The 16,668-nt window shown below is 60.3% G+C and carries 18 protein-coding genes; 13 read left to right on the top strand and 5 right to left on the bottom strand.

Annotation, left to right across the window (positions count from 1 at the left end):
- The first annotated feature begins 96 nt into the window (after positions 1-96).
- On the top strand, positions 97-1,614 hold the full coding sequence (locus MJ639_RS12590) for a chromosome partitioning protein ParA (protein ID WP_243373085.1): 1,518 nt from the start codon (positions 97-99) through the stop codon (positions 1,612-1,614).
- Between the two features lie 44 nt (positions 1,615-1,658).
- On the opposite strand, the gene tyrS is transcribed toward MJ639_RS12590, so the two are convergent.
- Complete coding sequence (tyrS, locus tag MJ639_RS12585) at positions 1,659-2,909, bottom strand: tyrosine--tRNA ligase (protein WP_243373083.1); 1,251 nt, start codon at positions 2,907-2,909, stop codon at positions 1,659-1,661.
- A gap of 310 nt (positions 2,910-3,219) precedes the next feature.
- On the opposite strand from tyrS, the gene MJ639_RS12580 reads away from it, so the two are divergent.
- Both MJ639_RS12580 and MJ639_RS12575 read left to right on the top strand, forming a co-directional pair.
- Positions 3,220-3,804, top strand: coding sequence for an NUDIX hydrolase (locus MJ639_RS12580; protein ID WP_243373081.1), 585 nt, complete (start codon positions 3,220-3,222; stop codon positions 3,802-3,804).
- A 60-nt stretch (positions 3,805-3,864) separates the two neighbouring features.
- Positions 3,865-4,548, top strand: coding sequence for a DUF2076 domain-containing protein (locus MJ639_RS12575; protein ID WP_243373079.1), 684 nt, complete (start codon positions 3,865-3,867; stop codon positions 4,546-4,548).
- Positions 4,549-4,621: 73 nt separating this feature from the next.
- Here MJ639_RS12575 and MJ639_RS12570 read toward each other — a convergent pair whose 3' ends face one another.
- Entirely contained in the window at positions 4,622-5,383 is a 762-nt protein-coding gene (locus tag MJ639_RS12570) for a L,D-transpeptidase (RefSeq protein ID WP_243373067.1), read from the bottom strand.
- Positions 5,384-5,609: 226 nt separating this feature from the next.
- Between MJ639_RS12570 and MJ639_RS12565 the strand changes: the two genes are divergently transcribed.
- The 4 genes from MJ639_RS12565 to MJ639_RS12550 all read left to right on the top strand — a co-directional run bounded on the left by MJ639_RS12565 (position 5,610) and on the right by MJ639_RS12550 (position 10,385).
- Positions 5,610-6,455, top strand: a complete 846-nt coding sequence (locus MJ639_RS12565; protein WP_243373034.1) for a DMT family transporter — start codon at positions 5,610-5,612, stop codon at positions 6,453-6,455.
- A 199-nt stretch (positions 6,456-6,654) separates the two neighbouring features.
- Complete coding sequence (gene groES / locus MJ639_RS12560) at positions 6,655-6,942, top strand: co-chaperone GroES (RefSeq protein WP_243373032.1); 288 nt, start codon at positions 6,655-6,657, stop codon at positions 6,940-6,942.
- Between the two features lie 50 nt (positions 6,943-6,992).
- Entirely contained in the window at positions 6,993-8,639 is a 1,647-nt protein-coding gene (groL, locus tag MJ639_RS12555; RefSeq protein ID WP_243373030.1) for a chaperonin GroEL, read from the top strand.
- Positions 8,640-8,762: 123 nt separating this feature from the next.
- Positions 8,763-10,385, top strand: coding sequence for a calcium-binding protein (locus MJ639_RS12550; RefSeq protein WP_243373004.1), 1,623 nt, complete (start codon positions 8,763-8,765; stop codon positions 10,383-10,385).
- Positions 10,386-10,456: 71 nt separating this feature from the next.
- Here MJ639_RS12550 and gstA read toward each other — a convergent pair whose 3' ends face one another.
- Entirely contained in the window at positions 10,457-11,071 is a 615-nt protein-coding gene (gstA, locus tag MJ639_RS12545; RefSeq protein ID WP_243373002.1) for a glutathione transferase GstA, read from the bottom strand.
- A 26-nt stretch (positions 11,072-11,097) separates the two neighbouring features.
- Entirely contained in the window at positions 11,098-11,550 is a 453-nt protein-coding gene (locus MJ639_RS12540) for a DoxX family protein (protein WP_243373000.1), read from the bottom strand.
- A gap of 95 nt (positions 11,551-11,645) precedes the next feature.
- Between MJ639_RS12540 and MJ639_RS12535 the strand changes: the two genes are divergently transcribed.
- The 5 genes from MJ639_RS12535 (at position 11,646) to MJ639_RS12515 (ending at position 14,591) form a co-directional block, all read left to right on the top strand.
- Positions 11,646-12,143, top strand: a complete 498-nt coding sequence (locus tag MJ639_RS12535; RefSeq protein ID WP_243372998.1) for a MarR family winged helix-turn-helix transcriptional regulator — start codon at positions 11,646-11,648, stop codon at positions 12,141-12,143.
- A 49-nt stretch (positions 12,144-12,192) separates the two neighbouring features.
- Entirely contained in the window at positions 12,193-12,732 is a 540-nt protein-coding gene (locus MJ639_RS12530; protein WP_243372996.1) for a VOC family protein, read from the top strand.
- Positions 12,733-12,817: 85 nt separating this feature from the next.
- Positions 12,818-13,201: a COG4315 family predicted lipoprotein gene (locus tag MJ639_RS12525; RefSeq protein ID WP_243372994.1), complete on the top strand. Its 384-nt coding sequence runs from the start codon at positions 12,818-12,820 to the stop codon at positions 13,199-13,201.
- A gap of 74 nt (positions 13,202-13,275) precedes the next feature.
- Entirely contained in the window at positions 13,276-13,785 is a 510-nt protein-coding gene (locus MJ639_RS12520) for an RNA polymerase sigma factor (RefSeq protein ID WP_243372992.1), read from the top strand.
- Positions 13,782-14,591: an anti-sigma factor family protein gene (locus tag MJ639_RS12515; protein ID WP_243372990.1), complete on the top strand. Its 810-nt coding sequence runs from the start codon at positions 13,782-13,784 to the stop codon at positions 14,589-14,591. The genes MJ639_RS12520 and MJ639_RS12515 overlap by 4 nt, the downstream gene beginning before the upstream one ends.
- A 9-nt stretch (positions 14,592-14,600) precedes the next feature.
- On the opposite strand, the gene MJ639_RS12510 is transcribed toward MJ639_RS12515, so the two are convergent.
- Positions 14,601-15,428 carry an aldo/keto reductase gene (locus tag MJ639_RS12510; protein ID WP_243372988.1) on the bottom strand — a complete coding sequence of 276 codons (828 nt, stop codon included), beginning with the start codon at positions 15,426-15,428 and terminating at the stop codon, positions 14,601-14,603.
- Between the two features lie 157 nt (positions 15,429-15,585).
- On the opposite strand from MJ639_RS12510, the gene MJ639_RS12505 reads away from it, so the two are divergent.
- A complete protein-coding gene (locus tag MJ639_RS12505) occupies positions 15,586-16,665 on the top strand; it encodes a flavodoxin family protein (protein WP_243372986.1) in 1,080 nt (359 codons plus the stop codon).
- Positions 16,666-16,668: the final 3 nt, after the last annotated feature.

The raw sequence follows: 16,668 nt of genomic DNA, 5'->3' as shown, positions 1-16,668 counted from the left end.
CGCAGTTCCCGGAAACGAAATTTTGTTTTCAACCTGCCTGACTCTGGGTTAAAAGATGCCCAAAGTGTGACAATTAAGGCGTGAAGGGACGGCGCGATGTCTTCGGGTTGGACGTCTTTCAGAAACCGTTTCGGCGGCAAAAAGCCGGGTGACGATGGTGTCAGCGTTCTGCCTGTTCAGGCTGACGTTGGGTCAACTGCTGTTGCGGCTGCGGCAGCCGTGGTTCCTCAGGAGAAGGAGCCCATCGTGGTGCGCCCCAATGGCGCCCTCGATTCCGTGGGCCAGAAGAACGAGCTGATCCGCGTTCGCTTCGCCAACATGATCGACCGGCTGGAGGAAATCCGCAGCCTGAAGGAGGACTTCGCCCTCCTGAGCGAGCCGGTGACCGAGCTGATCCGCAGCTATCCCCAGCTCCAGTCGCGCCTGCTGGAGACGGAAGCCGTGCTCAAGCAGGAAACCGAGACCACCGGCTCCCTGCGCCGTGAGCTGCACGATCTCAACACGGTCCATGCCCGCACCCTGGACGATCTCGCCGCCACCGTGTCCCAGCTCCGCAAGGCCGAGTCCAAGACCCGCGAGCAGGAGTCGCACATCGAGGACCTGCGCCTCAATGTGAAGGACAAGGAGGCGATGGTCGCCGATCTGGAGAACCAGCTCTCCATCGAAACCGAGCGCGCCCGTAACATCACGGAAGAAAACCAGGCCCTGCGCCTTGAGGCGCAGGAAGCCGACCAGACGGTCGCCCGCGCCGAGCGTGAGCTCATCGAGACCCGCGAGCGTAACGGCCTCCTCGACCACGAGGTGAAGCGTCTGCAGAAGGTGGCGGAAGACCAGAATTACCGTCTCTCCAGCCTCACCAACCGCTATGGCGAGATCGAGACCCAGCTTGAGGCCACCCGTCAGCGCGCTTCCGAGCTCGAGACGAAGCTCATGGCCGAGCAGGTGCTGCGCCAGCGTCTCGAGACGCAGCTCGATTCCGAGCGCTCCTCGCACCAGACGGATCTCTCGGCGCTCGACATGAAGATCGAGGGCCTGAACTCCCGCCTCGGCGCCACCGACAAGATTCTGTCGCATACCCGCGACCAGCTGCGCGACAAGAACGAGGCCCTGCGCTCCGTCGAGCGTAACCTCAAAGAGACCACGATCGAGAAGAACACTCTCGACCGCCGTCTCGAAGCGACGCAGCAGGAAGTCGAGCGTCAGGTCGCCATGGTCAACGAACTCCAGCGCTCGCGCATCGAGCTGCAGGAGCGCGTTGAGATGCTCAACAAGGCGATCGCCGCCAAGGACTTCCAGATCGAGAGCTCCGACAACAAGCTCACGAGCCTTACCGAGCGTATCGACCAGCTCACCAAGCGCTTCGAGCAGGATCGCAGCACCCTTGAGGCCGCCAATCGCCGTCTCACGGAAGAGCTGCAGAACGAGAAGGCCGAGCGCTCCCTCGTTCAGGGCGCCCTGGAGATCGCGCGCGAAAGCCGCATCAAGATCCAGAAGAAATACATTGCCCTGCGCAAGAAGACCCGACTCGACTCGCAGGAGGACGATGCCGGTCTCCTCGACGAGGAAGAGGTCGAGACGAATGTCCATCCGCTGAAATCCACGGATGCCGAATAAGACAAAAAGCCCCGCTCTCGCGGGGCTTTTTCTTTTAGGCTGCTTCAAATCGCTTTCACCAGCGCATGACGCTTGCGTCCCGCCGTCAGCATGACGGTGCCATTGCGCATGTCCGCTGTCGTGACGAGTGTCTCCTCATTCATGACAGCATCGCCGTTCAGCTTTGCTCCACCGCCTTTGATCAGGCGACGTCCTTCGCTGCGTGATGTGACGAGTCCTGCCATGTGAAGAAGGGTCGCAATGGGAAGTCCGGCATCGAGTTCTGCCTTTGGAATATCGATGCTCGGCAACCCCTCGGACGATGCGCCTTCCGCGAAGGTACGATGGGCCGTTTCCGCAGCCTCACGTGCCGCTTCCTCACCATGGGCAAGGCGCGTCGCTTCGTCCGCGAGAACACATTTCGCCTCGTTGATCTCGGATCCCTGCAAACGGCTCAAGCGCTGAACCTCGTCGAGCGGAAGCTCGGTGAAGAGGCGAAGGAACCGCGCGACGTCATCGTCCTCCGTATTACGCCAGAACTGCCAGAACTCGTAAGGGCTGAGTCGCTCGCTGTTGAGCCAGATTGCACCGCTTGCCGTCTTGCCCATCTTCGCTCCCGACGAGGTTGTCAGAAGTGGAGTCGTTAGGCCGAAGAGCTGCTTCTGGTCGATGCGCCGCGCCAGCTCTATGCCGTTGACGATATTGCCCCATTGGTCCGAGCCGCCCATCTGCAGCACACAATTCTGACGTCGCGACAATTCGAGGAAGTCGAAGGCCTGGAGCACCATGTAGTTGAATTCGAGCAATGTCAGCGGTTGCTCACGCTCGAGCCGCAGGCGTACGCTGTCGAAGGAGAGCATGCGGTTCACGGTGAAATGCGTGCCGAACTCGCGCAGGAACGGCAGGTAGCGGAGCGGATCAAGCCAGTCCGCGTTGTCCACCATCACCGCATCCGTCGGGCCGTCGCCGAAGGTAAGGTATTGCGAGAACACCTTCCGGATTCCAGCGCTGTTATGCGCGATCTGCTCATCGCTCAACAGGGGACGACTGGCATCGCGAAAGCTCGGGTCGCCAAGCTGCGTCGTGCCGCCTCCCATCAGAATAATGGGTTTGTGCCCTGTCTTCTGCAGCCAGCGCAGCACCATGATCTGCACGAGGCTGCCCACATGCAGGCTGTCCGCTGTCGCATCGAAGCCGATGTAGGCCGCGATGGGGCCTTTGCAGAGCGTCTCGTCGAGCGCCGCAAGATCAGTGCATTGATGGATGAAGCCGCGCTCCGTGAGCGTCTTCAGAAATGTCGATTGTGGAATTGTCATCGTGGTCTCCTGGGTTTTGGACAAACCGCAGACCGGAGACCGATCCAGAAATGAAAACGCCGCCGGAATGCGGCGGCATGGATCGTGAGGTCGCAACCAAACGCAGCCGCCCTATGGGGACGGCGTATAATAGTTGAAGAAGGTTGCGCGGCTCGTGATCATGGGGCTGTTTATAGGGGCAACGTGCCGTTCGGTCAATAAGCCATGAGATTCGTCGGCGTGCAGGCTCCTGTTGAGAGGTGCGGAGGCATCTTGCCAAGCTCGGCCATTGGCCGCACCAAGGAAGCATTCGCGAAATAATGGAATGGATATGAGCGAGACTTTCGATGCGGGGGCTTTTCGTGCGCAGGTTGCCCATCTGCTCGACGAGCATGATCGTACGTTCGGCTTCGTCAGCGGACGGCATGCCATTCTCCGCCGTCAGATCGAGAATGGAGAAGACATCCATTCCCGCTCCACTTTTCCCGGCCATGTCACGACGTCGGCTTTCATCCTCGACGGGACGGGCCGGCGTATTCTGCTGATTCATCATCGCTCACTCGCGCGATGGCTTCAGCCCGGCGGGCATTATGAAGTGCCAGAGACCTTGCAGGCATCCGCGCTTCGCGAGGCCTTCGAGGAAACAGGCGTGCCGAATTTGACCCTCGATCCTTGGCATGCAGCTTCCGGCCTTCCCATCGATATCGACAGCCATCTCATTCCCGCCCGTCCGCAGAAGGGTGAGCCCGAACATTGGCACCATGATATCCGTTATGTGGTGCGGGCGGAGGAGGGCGCCGTGCGTCCCGATCTGGTCGAGGTGCATGAAGCGGCATGGCGCGACGTGGCGGAGCTGGAGGGCATCGCGCCGGAAGCCCTGCGCAATATGCGCAAGCTTGGCTTGGTCCGCCCCTAACAAAACACGAAGCCGCGCTTACATTGAAGGACGACAGTCCATGCGCGAAGGAGGTTTGCCATGAACGATCAGGAACGTGAGGTCATCGCCGATATCTTCCGACGGCTCGAGCAGGTTGCGAACCAGCCTCGCGATCCGGAGGCGGAGCGCTTCATCGCCGAGAAGCTGCGTCAGCAGTCCTATGCGCCCTACGCCATGGCGCAGGCTATCTTCGTGCAGGAGCAGGCCCTGGCGAGGCTCCAAGAGGAGAACGAGCAGCTGCGCGCGGAACTCGATCACGCAAGCCGCCAGCCGCAGCAAGGCGGTTTCCTTTCCAGCATCTTCGGTGGTGGTGCCCGCCCGCCCGGACCGGCCTATAACGAGCCGCCGACCCGCAGGGCATCGCCCTGGGGCGGGCAGCAACCGATGCAGCAGCAATCCTACGGTATGCCGCCGCAAGCCTCTGGTCCCTGGGGCGGGGGCATGATGCAGCCGCGCGGCGGTGGCTTCCTGCAGACGGCGCTTTCGACAGCGGCTGGTGTTGCGGGCGGCATGATGATCGCCAATGCGCTTACCCACGCTTTCGGCGGCGATGAGAATGCGGCGTCTGCTGGCCAGTCGGCTCTCGCCGATCTCGGCAACGATCAGGGCGGCAACACGGATTTCGCCGGCATCACGGATTCGCTCTATGGGAATTCGGGTCAGGAGCAGAACGACTTCTCCGATTTCGGCGGCGATGCCGGCGATGACGGCGACTGGGCTTAATCAACATTGCCATGCAGAAACAAAAACGCCCGCATCATGCGGGCGTTTTCATTTTGAATATGGTTGCCGCCGATCAGATCACGATGACGCTCGTGCCGACCTTTACGCGGTTGTAAAGATCGACCACATCCTCGTTCAGCATGCGGATGCAGCCGGAGGAGACGGCCTGTCCGATCGTGTGCGGCTCGTTGGTGCCGTGGATGCGATAGAGCGACGAGCCGAGATAGAGTGCACGGGCGCCGAGCGGATTATCGGGGCCACCTTCCATGAATCGCGGAAGGTCGGGGCGACGGCGCAGCATCTCTGCCGGCGGACGCCAGCTCGGCCATTCGCGCTTCATGGAAACTGTCTGGCGACCGCTCCACTCGAAGCCCTCGCGGCCGACGCCGATGCCATAGCGGATGGCGCGGCCGCCATCCTGCACGAGGTAGAGGAACTTCTCGTTCGTATCGACGACGATGGTGCCGGGCCGCTCATTGCCTGGATAGGACACGATCTGACGCTGGAATTCGGGCGAAATCGCGTAATCAATGCTGTTGTCGTAGCCGGGATCCGAGTAAGTCTGCGGAAGGCCCGCAACCTGCGTGCCGGCTCGCACAGAGCCCGTCGTGTAGGGACCTGTCGTATAAGGATAGGAGCCGCGCGTCGCCGGGCGCGTCACGAGCGGGTAATCCTCGGTATAGCCATCCTGCGTGCGGGCGTAGGGATAGTTATATTCCGAAGAGATGTAGGTATTGCCGTAGTAAGACCCGCTGCCGTAGACCGACTGGGCCGAACCGGAGGCCGGAGCGAGGGCGACGAAAAGCATTGCGGTGCAAGGGATCCAAGCGCGCATCGACGTATCCTGATTGTTGTTTCGAACAATAAACGGCAAGCGCGGCTTTTGTTTCCATCGAAGTGTTTTGTCTTATGCGCCGGCGCACATGAATGCGCATTGGGGGCTTTTCTGTCGACAGGACGAAACGGAGGGTGAAGCGGCCTTCGAATTGCTGTAAGAGCTGCTCTCTTCCGCAAAGGCTTCCATCCTGGATGGCCAAGCGCCTCACATCGTTGTGATCCGAATGCAATACGGTCCCGCCCTGCGGGCAGCCGCGGGTATCGCGGTTCTGTCCATCATGGATGCGGTCATCAAAGCGATGTCCGCCTCCTATCCGACCTTCCAGGTCGCCTTCCTGCGCTTTGCCTGCGGAACCATCGTCGCCACGGGTGTGGTGGCTGTCATGCGTCCCGGCTGGCCGAGCCGCGAGACGGTGCAAGCCAACAGCCTGCGTTCCGTCATTGCAATCATCACGGCGGTCACCTTCTTCTATGCGCTGGGGCAACTGCCGCTGGCGGAAACCCTCGTCCTGTCGTTCCTCTCGCCCATGTTCATCGCACTCTTCGGGCTGCTTATGCTCAAAGAGCGGGTGGATCCGAGGATCATCGCAGCCATTGTCATCGGCTTCGGTGGCACGCTCATCGTGGTTCTGGGGCAGACGGAGGAGGCCTCGGCCACGCGCTCCTGGCTCGGCGTCGGCGCAGCGCTGCTCTCTGCCGTCACCTATGCCTTGAGCCTCGTGCTACTGCGCCAGCGGGCCCAGCGGGACAAATTCCTTCACATCGTCTATTTCCAGAACATCGGTCCGGCGCTGCTCGTCATGCCGTTCGGCATATGGTTCTGGCAGCCTGTGAACCCAATGGATCTCGCCTGGTTCATGCTGATGGGCGCCCTTGGGATGATCGGCCATGTGCTGATGGCCACTGCCTATGCCAAGGCCGAGGCTGCCCGCCTTGCGCCCCTGGAATACACGGCCCTGATCTGGGCGACGCTGCTGGGTTATGGCCTGTTCAGCGAAGTGCCGACGCTTGCGACCCTCGGGGGAGGGCTTCTCATCGTGGCGGCCGCCATGCTGACCACCCGGCGCTGAGGGTCAATTTTAACGAAGCGATCAAAAAACCCTTCAAAAACAATATGTAATAAAGTTATAACAAACAGACATCTTGACTCCTTTTCGGCTCCTCCTTATCTCGCCCTCGTCGTTGGCACTCGTCTCCGGACAGTGCTAACAGATCGCAGACCAGGGTTCGGCCAGAGGGGCCGTACCTCATAGTCAAAGGGGAAGTTCCATGAAGTTCCGTCCGCTGCACGACCGCGTCGTCGTTCGCCGCATCGAAGCCGAAGAGAAGACGGCCGGTGGCATCATCATCCCGGACACCGCCAAGGAAAAGCCGCAAGAGGGCGAAGTCGTCGCCGTCGGCGCTGGCGCCCGTGACGAGAGCGGCAAGATCGTCGCCCTTGATGTGAAGGCCGGCGACCGCGTCCTGTTCGGCAAGTGGTCCGGCACCGAGGTGCGCATCGATGGCAAGGATCTCCTGATCATGAAGGAATCCGACATCATGGGCATCGTCGGCTAATTCAGCCTTCGACCCACCAAAAGATTTCAATTTAACTGGAGGCTAAGCCCATGGCTGCCAAAGACGTTAAGTTTTCTTCCGAAGCCCGCGAAAAGATGCTGCGCGGCGTCGACATCCTCGCCGATGCGGTGAAGGTGACCCTCGGCCCGAAGGGCCGCAACGTCGTGATCGAGAAGTCCTTCGGCGCTCCGCGCATCACGAAGGACGGCGTGTCGGTCGCGAAGGAAATCGAGCTTGCCGACCGTTTCGAGAACATGGGCGCCCAGATGGTGCGCGAAGTGGCCTCGAAGACCAACGACATCGCCGGTGACGGCACCACCACCGCGACGGTTCTGGCCCAGTCCATCGTCCGCGAAGGCGCCAAGGCCGTTGCCGCCGGCATGAACCCGATGGACCTGAAGCGCGGTATCGACCTCGCCACCGCCGAGGCCATCAAGGACATCCAGGCGCGCGCCAAGAAGGTGAAGTCGTCGGATGAGGTTGCCCAGGTCGGCACCATCTCCGCCAACGGCGACAAGGACATCGGCGAGATGATCGCCCATGCCATGCAGAAGGTCGGCAACGAGGGTGTCATCACCGTCGAGGAAGCCAAGACCGCCGACACTGAGCTCGACGTCGTGGAAGGCATGCAGTTCGACCGCGGCTATCTCTCGCCGTACTTCATCACGAACGCCGAGAAGATGGTTGCCGAGCTCGAGGATCCCTACATCCTCATCCACGAGAAGAAGCTCTCCTCGCTGCAGACCATGCTCCCCATCCTCGAGGCCGTTGTGCAGACCGGCAAGCCGCTGCTCATCATCGCCGAGGACGTGGAAGGTGAGGCTCTCGCCACCCTCGTCGTCAACAAGCTCCGTGGCGGCCTGAAGATCGCCGCCGTGAAGGCTCCTGGCTTCGGCGACCGCCGCAAGGCCATGCTCGAGGACATCGCTGTTCTCACCGCCGGCCAGACGATCTCCGAAGACCTCGGCATCAAGCTCGAGAACGTGACGCTCCCGATGCTCGGCCGCGCCAAGCGCGTCCGCATCGATAAGGAGAACACCACGATCATCGACGGCGCCGGCAAGAAGGCGGACATCGAGTCCCGCGTCGGCCAGATCAAGGCGCAGATCGAAGAGACCACCTCGGACTACGACCGTGAGAAGCTCCAGGAGCGTCTCGCCAAGCTCGCAGGCGGCGTCGCGGTGATCCGCGTCGGCGGCGCGACCGAAGTCGAGGTGAAGGAGAAGAAGGACCGCGTTGACGACGCTCTGAACGCCACCCGCGCTGCGGTGGAAGAAGGCATCGTTCCCGGCGGCGGCACGGCTCTGCTCCGCGCCAAGGCTGCGGTTGCCAAGCTCTCCAGCGACAATGCCGACGTGAAGGCCGGCATCAACATCGTGCTGCGCGCGCTCGAAGCTCCGATCCGTCAGATCGCCGAGAACGCCGGTGTGGAAGGTTCGATCGTGGTCGGCAAGATTACCGAGAACAAGACCGACACCTTCGGCTTCAACGCTCAGACCGAAGAGTTCGTGGACATGCTGAAGGCCGGTATCGTCGATCCGGCGAAGGTCGTCCGCACCGCTCTGCAGGACGCAGCCTCCGTGGCCGGCCTCCTCGTCACGACGGAAGCCATGGTCGCCGACGCTCCGAAGCGCGACAACGGCGCTCCGGCCATGCCCGGCGGCGGCATGGGCGGCATGGGCGGTATGGACTTCTAAGTCCAGCGTCCCATCAGAAATGAAGAAGCCCCGGAGGAAACTCCGGGGTTTTTTATTGCGCCAAAGGCTTGTGGAAAGATATTTTATAACGTAACAAGACATTAAACCTAAGGGAGAAACGCCGTGGCAACCCGTATCATCGATCCTTCGCGCCCATTACCCCCTACCTATGAAGACTATCAAGACGCCTTGGTTTTAGAGGAAGGCGACACTCTCATATTGATGCCTGGAGCGGAGGTCGCCGCTCACGGATACGATGCTGTCGGCATTTATGCAGCTTGGGGCAACACTTTGCTGATTGATGGAAGGGTCTACAGCCACCAAGCTGCAGCGATATGGGCAACAGGAATAGTCAATATCGGGATGTCCGGGACGGTTTCGGGAGGCTTGTCAGGTCTGCGCTTTGGGCACGATCTTAATGTCCTTAATAATCAGGGCAGATTGTATGGTGTGAGTGAAGGTGTCTTTCTTGATGGTAGTCGCAATGTCATCAACAATTCCGGCGAGATCGTAGGCGATACTGGAATCTATCAGTTTGCCTTATCCGATCCGGGCGAGTTTCTTACCATTAACAACACGGGTATCATTAAAGGTACAGGGGGCATCGCTATCCTTGGCGTCGTTGGTGTTAGCTCCAACAACGTTGTTACCAATCGCGGAGTAATCGAGGGCGATGTCATTCTGGGCGGCAACGGTTGGCTTGAGCCTGCCGGTCCTCCGACGCATGTTTACGACGGCCGTGGCGGCACGATTTCGGGAGTTGTTCGCTTCGCATCCGGGAACGATATCGCTTATGGCGGCGATGGCTCCGAGACGTTTGTGTTGGGTGCAAATACAAACTTCGTCGATGGCGGCGGTGGGATCGACACGCTGATTTACAATTTCCAGGCGACGGTTGACCTGAGAATTACATCCAAGCAGCAGACCGGCACGAACGCTTGGGATACCATTCAGAACATCGAAAACCTAAACGGCAGTTGGCGTGCCGATCGCTTTATCGGGAATGAAGTTGCAAACGTTCTGGTTGGCAATGGGGGCAACGATACTCTCGACGGCTATGACGGCAATGACCTTCTCAGTGGTGGGGAAGGTAACGATCTGCTTGTCGGCGGCTCAGGTTTCGACACGGCGGTGTTCACCGGCAAGTTCTCCGACTACACCATCACCGTTATCGCAGGCGGTGGAATAAAGATTACCGACAATCGGGCCTCGGGTGATGGCACCGACTATCTCGGCGGCGTGGAATTCGCTCTCTTCAGCGACAGGATTTACACGCTACCGCCTGTGCCGCCTGTCGGGCCCGTTACACCGGATACGCCTGCCGTCAAGAATCTCACATTCAAAGGCAGCACCAAAGCCGACAGGTTCGTTGGTGGCAAGGGACATGATCTGCTCAACGGCGGTCTGGGCAATGATCGGCTGACTGGTGAAGAGGGGCAGGATACCTTCGTGTTCAGCACTAAGCTCGCCAAGAACGTAGATCGGGTCACGGATTTCAAGCACGCCGACGATACGATCAAGCTGTCTAAGGCGATCTTCAGCAAGATCGAAAAAGGCATGCTGTCCAAGGGCGCGTTCTGGATCGGCGCCAAGGCGCACGATACGAACGACCGCATCATTTACAACAAGGATACGGGTAATCTGTTTTATGATGCGGATGGCACGGGTAAGAAGTATGGCGCAATTAAATTCGCGCAGCTGAACGCAAAGACACTCCTGAAGCATGATGACTTCTTCATTGCTTGATTGCAGTGAGCTTCAGAAAAATAAGAAGGCCCCGGATCTCTCCGGGGCCTTTTCGCTTGTGCGATGATGATTTACGCCGCCTGCTTCAGGCCTTCGGCCACAAGCGCTTCCTGCACCTTCGGGCGCGAGGCGACACGGCCCATGAAGGCGCTGAGGTTCTTGAAGGACGAGATGTCGATGGCGTGGAAGTTCGTCCAGTTCACGACCGTGAAGAGATAGGCATCGGCAATCGTGAAGGTCTCGCCCATCAGGAAGGGCTGCTTGCCGAGCGTTTCGTCGAGATAGGCGAAGCGGGTGGCAAGGCGCTCCTTCGCGGCATTCTTCACGGCGTCCGGATTGGCCGGATTCCAGAGCGGGCCGAAGCCCTTGTGAATTTCGGAGCTGATGAAGGTGAGCCACTCGATCAGACGATAGCGCTCCGTGGTGCCGTTGGCAGGCGCAAGGCCTGCATCGGGCTTCTGGTCGGCGACATACTGAATGATCGCGGCTGCTTCCGTGAGCAGTGAGCCATCCTTCAACGTCACGGCGGGCACATAACCCTTCGGGTTGATGGCGCGGAAGTTCTCGCCGTTCTCGGTGAGGTGCTTCGAGAGATCCACCTTCACGAGGTCAACGCTCAGACCGGCTTCGCGAGCAACGATGTGAGGAGCAAGCGAGCAGGCGCCGGGGGTGTAGTAGAGCTTCATGTTTTTCGTCCTTGTTTGGCGAGGAGTTAGGCTGCGGGCTTCAGCGAGGCCGAGCCCGAGAAGCTGGAAAGGCGGATGGAAGGGTTGAGCGCGTAGGCGCCGTCGCCGAGCAGTGCCTGTGCCACGGAAAGCACGATCAGGTACAGCGGATATTCCCAGCCGCCGCCGGTGCCTGAGAACACCCAGCCATTGCCGGCATGCACCCAGAAGGCTCCCGCGAGGATCGGCAGGAGAGCAAGCGAGACCCAGCGGGTCTGCACGCCGAGAACCAGCAGGATGCCGCCGATGAGTTCGGCATAGAAGGTGACATAGGCCAAAAAGGCCGGGAGGCCGAGGGATTCGAAATACTGCGCCGTGCCTGCGAGCGTGAAGGTCATGTATTTCAGGATCAGGCTGTGGGCGATGAACATGACGCCGAGGGAGACGCGAAGCAGGAGAACGCCATAGGCGTTGCTGGAAGAGGAAGTGGGGTGTGACATCGGAAGAACTCCATGCAGATGCATAGATATTCATATGCACTTGCATGGAAATGTCAAATATGATGCACTTGCATAGAAACAGGAGAGGCTTTGCCGTGGCGCAAAAGGGTCAAGGTTCCCAGGGGCGGGACGCTCCCTTCCAGGAGCCGTCGGATGCGGTGACCGATACCTGGGTTCGCTTGATCCGGGCCGGTCGCGAGATCGCAGGCGGAATCGAGGCTGAGCTGAAGGAGGCGGGCTTCCCGCCGCTCGCCTGGTACGATGTGCTGCTGCATCTGAAGAAGCAGGACGAGGGCCGCTCCTCTCCCAAGGCCATCGAGGAGGCGGCCCTCTTTGAGCAATACAACCTCTCGCGCCTTCTGGACCGCATGGAAGCGGAGGGCCTCGTGCGCCGCATCCCCTATCCCGGCGACAAGCGGAGGCAGCTCATCGAGATCACGGGAGAGGGGCGGGCGCTCCAGAAGCGCATGTGGGGCTTTTATGGTCCTGCGATCAACCGTTCCATCGGCGACAGGCTGAGCGAGAAGGAAGCGGTGCAGCTGGCAGCATTGCTTCTGAAACTTGTCGGGCAAAAGAACGATCCTTGCAGCTGAGCGTTCATGAAAAGACGGCTAAGGTCCGGCGATCGACAGGGGATGACCCGTGACGGCACGCTTCTCTTCACTCTCCAAGCTGCGGTGTGGCATTCTCATGGGTCTTGCGATCCTGGGCTTGGGTTGCCTTGCCGTGTCCCAGCTTCCAGCCCTCGCGCAATCCGGCACCTCCCCACGTCAGAGCTCCACATCGATCCGGACACCGGATTTCGATGAGAGCGTGCGCTGGTATCAGGACAAGCTGGGCTTTCGCCTCATCGCGGATCAGAACTTCGTTCAGGGGCGCAGCGCGGTTCTGGAGCGCAGCGGCTTTCTGGTGGAGGTGACGGAGGTCGATCATCTCCTCCAAGAAACCCGCGATCCTCATGCCACGGGCAATGTCACGTCCGTGCCCGTGATCAGCATTCTTGTTCCCGATGTGGACGAAGAGATCGCCCGCCTGAGCAAGGCGGGTGTCGAGGTGCTGCAGGAGCCTGCGGACGAACTCGACGGACGTTACCGCACGGCGCAGATCCGTGACAACGGACGGCACAGGATCGAACTGCGCGAGCCCATCAATGAGGGCGGCTTCAACGCCACAGGACGATAACGAAAATTCTTCTGCCTTGATGGAATAAAGCCGGGCGGCGGCGTGTCTTAAAGGCTGGTCATTATGGACCTTCAGGAGGACACCCATGAAGCTGCTTCTCAACTCTGCTCTCATCGCCGGATTGCTCGTCGCTGGTGGCGCGATAGCGCAAGGCATGGCTCCCGCGAAAGTGGCGGATACGAGCAAGGGCAAGGCGCTCGTCGATGCCAAGGGCATGACGCTCTATACCTTCGACCGCGATGCGGCCGGCAAGTCGAACTGCAACGGTCAATGCGCCCAGAACTGGCCGCCGCTGATGGCACAGGCCGGCGCCGCCGCTTCCGGCGACTGGAGCGTGGTCACGCGCGACGACGGTGGCAAGCAATGGGCTTACAAAGGCAAGCCGCTCTATCTCTGGGTCAAGGATACGAAGGCCGGCGAAGTCACCGGCGATGGCGTGAACAATGTCTGGCATATCGCCAAACCTTGACCTGGCCATGCCGTAACGCTTGCCACGCGGTGTAGGCTCGTCTTTGATGGGCCTTCAGTTTTGAGAGTTCGACATTGGACGAGATCGCCTCCCTTCTCGAACCACAGCTTCCAGGCTTGCGACGCTATGCCTGGGCGCTGTTGCGCGACGACGAAGGGGCGGACGATCTCGTCCAGGACACCCTGGAGAGGGCGATCCGCCATTGGGCACAGCGCCGCCGCGACGGCGATCTGAAGGCATGGCTCTTCGCCATTCAGCGCAATCTGTTTCTCGATGTCGTACGTCGGCGCAAGAGCCATGGAATTCAGGTTGGCGTCGAGGCATTGGAAGAAGTTTCCGCATCAGCGGACAACCCTGAAAGCCAAGTGGGAATGCGCGACATTCTCACCGGGCTTGATACGCTCTCGGAAGAGCAGCGGTCGGTGCTGCTGCTCGTCGGTGTCGAGGACCTGTCTTATGAACAGGCCGCGCAGGTTCTGGATGTTCCGGTGGGCACGGTGATGTCGCGCCTCAGTCGCGCGCGGGGGCGTTTGAGAGATTTCATGGAAAACGGACGGAGTGCCGTTTTGAGGAGAGTGAAGTGACGGGCGAGCGACCCATCGGAGAGGACGATCTGCAGGCTTTCGTCGACGGAAGGCTGGCGCCTTCCCGTTTGCAGATGGTGAAGGCCTTTCTTGCCTCCGATCCCACACGGGCCGAGAAGATCGAGCGTGAGATCGCGCAACGCGATGCCTTGCGCGCGCGCCTTTCCTTCAAGGCGCAGGAGCCGATCCCCACGCGCCTGCGCATCGACAATCTGATCGCAGCACGGCGACGGCCGAGCCGCATTTACGGGCGCGGCATCGCAGCGGCTGTCGCATGGCTTTTGATCGGCGGTGCGCTCGGCGCGACAGGCGGTGCATGGTGGGGCACACGTCAGACACAAGCCGCTCCGCAAATCGCTGTCGCTGATAACGCCATTGCGGCGCACCGTATCTATGTGGGCGAGCGGCTTCACCCTGTGGAAGTGCCCGGTGACCAGGAAGCACATCTGGTGCAATGGCTGTCACGCCGCGTCGGCAAGCCGCTGGTTGCGCCCGATCTGAAGCCGCAAGGCTATCGCCTCATCGGAGGAAGGCTCTTGCCCTCCAATGGTGAGGCCGCGGCGATGTTCATGTACGAGAACGGAGGCGGCAGCCGCCTCACGATCTATGCACGCTCCAGCGCGGGCGAGGAGGAAACCGCATTCCGCTTCGAATCGAAAGGCGAGATCTCAGCCTTCTCGTGGATCGATAACGGCCTGTCATATGTCGTGTCGGCCAAGGCGGAACGGGCTGAGCTTCTGTCGCTTGCGGAATCGATCTATCACCAGTTCGAGACGGCAAGCGGCCCCGCGAAGGGCCGCCTGTAGAAAGCACGATCAGCCGAAGATCGAAGGGTCGGGGCCGACGCGACCTTGTCTATCGTCCATCGCCTCAATGACGCGCATATCGTCCGCATCCAATGTGAAGTCGAAGACATCGATGTTCTCGCGGATGCGCGAGGGCGTGACGGATTTCGGAATGACGATGAACCCGTTGTCGAGATGCCAGCGCAGGATCACCTGAGCGGGGGTCTTGCCATATTTGCGCCCGATGGCGGCGAGTTTCTCGTCCGTGACGAGGCTGCCCTGTCCGAGGGGGCCCCAGGATTCCGTCGCGATGTTATGCTGCGCATGGAAAGCGCGCAGTTCCTTCTGCTGAAAGCGCGGATGCAGCTCGATCTGGTTCAAGACGGGCACGATGCCTGCCACGTCGATCAGGCGCTGAAGATGCTTCACCATGAAGTTGGACACGCCGATGGATTTCACGCGCCCTTCCTCCTTCAGGCGGGCGAGCGCGCGCCATGCATCGACATAGCCTTCGCCGCTCACGCCAGGCCAATGGATGAGGTAGAGATCGACATAGTCCAGCCGCAGCCGCTTCAGGCTCTCATCGAACGCGGCAAGCGCGGCATCGTAACTGCGCTTGTCGTTCCAAAGCTTGGTGGTGATGAAGAGATCGCTGCGTGGAACGTCGGTTGTCGCGAGTGCTTGGCCCACGCCTTCTTCGTTCTCGTAGATCGACGCCGTGTCGATGGAGCGGTACCCCGCCTTGATAGCTTCCGTGACGCATGTCCCCGCATCCTCGTTCGAGACCCGCCAGACCCCGTAGCCGAGCTGCGGCATCGTATTTCCATCATTCAAGCGGAAAGCTGGGTGGGTTGGCATCGATTGCTCCTTGAAGAGGGATGAAAGGGTGCGAGGCAGAGGTAGGGTCTTTTGCGGGATAAACAAACCGTGACGGCGTGAGCTCAAGGGAACTCAGATGCTTGAGCGGACGTTCCGCTGCTTAGCATCCACGTGGTTTTAAGAACGGGAGTGTCCCTTGTCCATTCCAGAAGCAAGAACCGGCACGCCCGATCCCACCCTCGACGAAGCCGAATTTCGCAGACGCTTCCTGCAGCCTTTCCAGGATCAGGCTTTTGAGCCTTTGGGACAGGAATTGCAACGCATCGCTGATGCTGCCTGGGATGCCTACAGTCACCATCGCAAGAGCCCCAAGACCCGAAAGGCGGGACCGGGCTTTACCGATCCCGGTTACGACCTAGCCGTGGATTGGCTCGCAGCGAAGGAAGCCATCGACCTTGCGCAGAAGCGGCACGAGGATTCCAACGGACCTGCGCGCTTTCTCCTGATCTCGGCGGCGGCGCGAAGCGAACATACCTGCCCGGGTGAGATGTCGAAAACCTATCGGCTTGTCGAGATCGCGCGTCAGGTGATTGCCAGTGCCGAGAATGTGGAAGTCGAATTCCTCGATCTCAGCCGCGTGACATCCGAGTATGGGCGCCACATTCATCCCTGCAAGACCTGCTTCTCCACGGCGGCGGCGCTCTGCCATTGGCCTTGCTCCTGCTATCCCAATTACTCCCTCGGGCAGACGCATGACTGGATGAACGAGATCTATCCAAAATGGGTGGAGGCTCATGGGGTCATGATCGTCACGCCCGTAAACTGGTATCAGGTCTCGTCGCCGTTGAAGCTGATGATGGATCGCCTGGTCTGCGCCGATGGCGGAAATCCCGACCCCACATCCACGCACGGCAAGAAAGTGAAGGAAGCGAAGGAGATGGAGCTGAAAGGCTGGGATTATCCCAAGCATCTCTCCGGCCGTCTGTTCTCTATTGTGGTGCATGGTGATGCGGAGGGAGCGGACGGCGTGCGCCGCAGCCTGTCGGATTGGCTGCGCGCCATGGATCTTTCGCCTGCCGGCAATCTCGCGGAACTCGATCGCTATATCGGCTATTGGAAGCCCTATGCCACGAGCCATGAAGAACTCGACCGCGATCTCGATGTGCAGGCGGAAGTGCGCAATGCAGCGCTGACATTGCTCGATGCCGTCACATCGAAAAGGGCAGGTCGCTGGGCAGAGGCAGGCGAACGCTTGCAGGAGCCGCGTCAGAAATAGAAC

This window comes from Microvirga solisilvae (assembly GCF_022808595.1).
Taxonomy (GTDB): Bacteria; Pseudomonadota; Alphaproteobacteria; order Rhizobiales; family Beijerinckiaceae; genus Microvirga; species Microvirga solisilvae.
The sequence above is the reverse complement of the archived record's forward strand: the minus strand, read 5'-3'. Positions and strand labels throughout refer to the sequence as shown.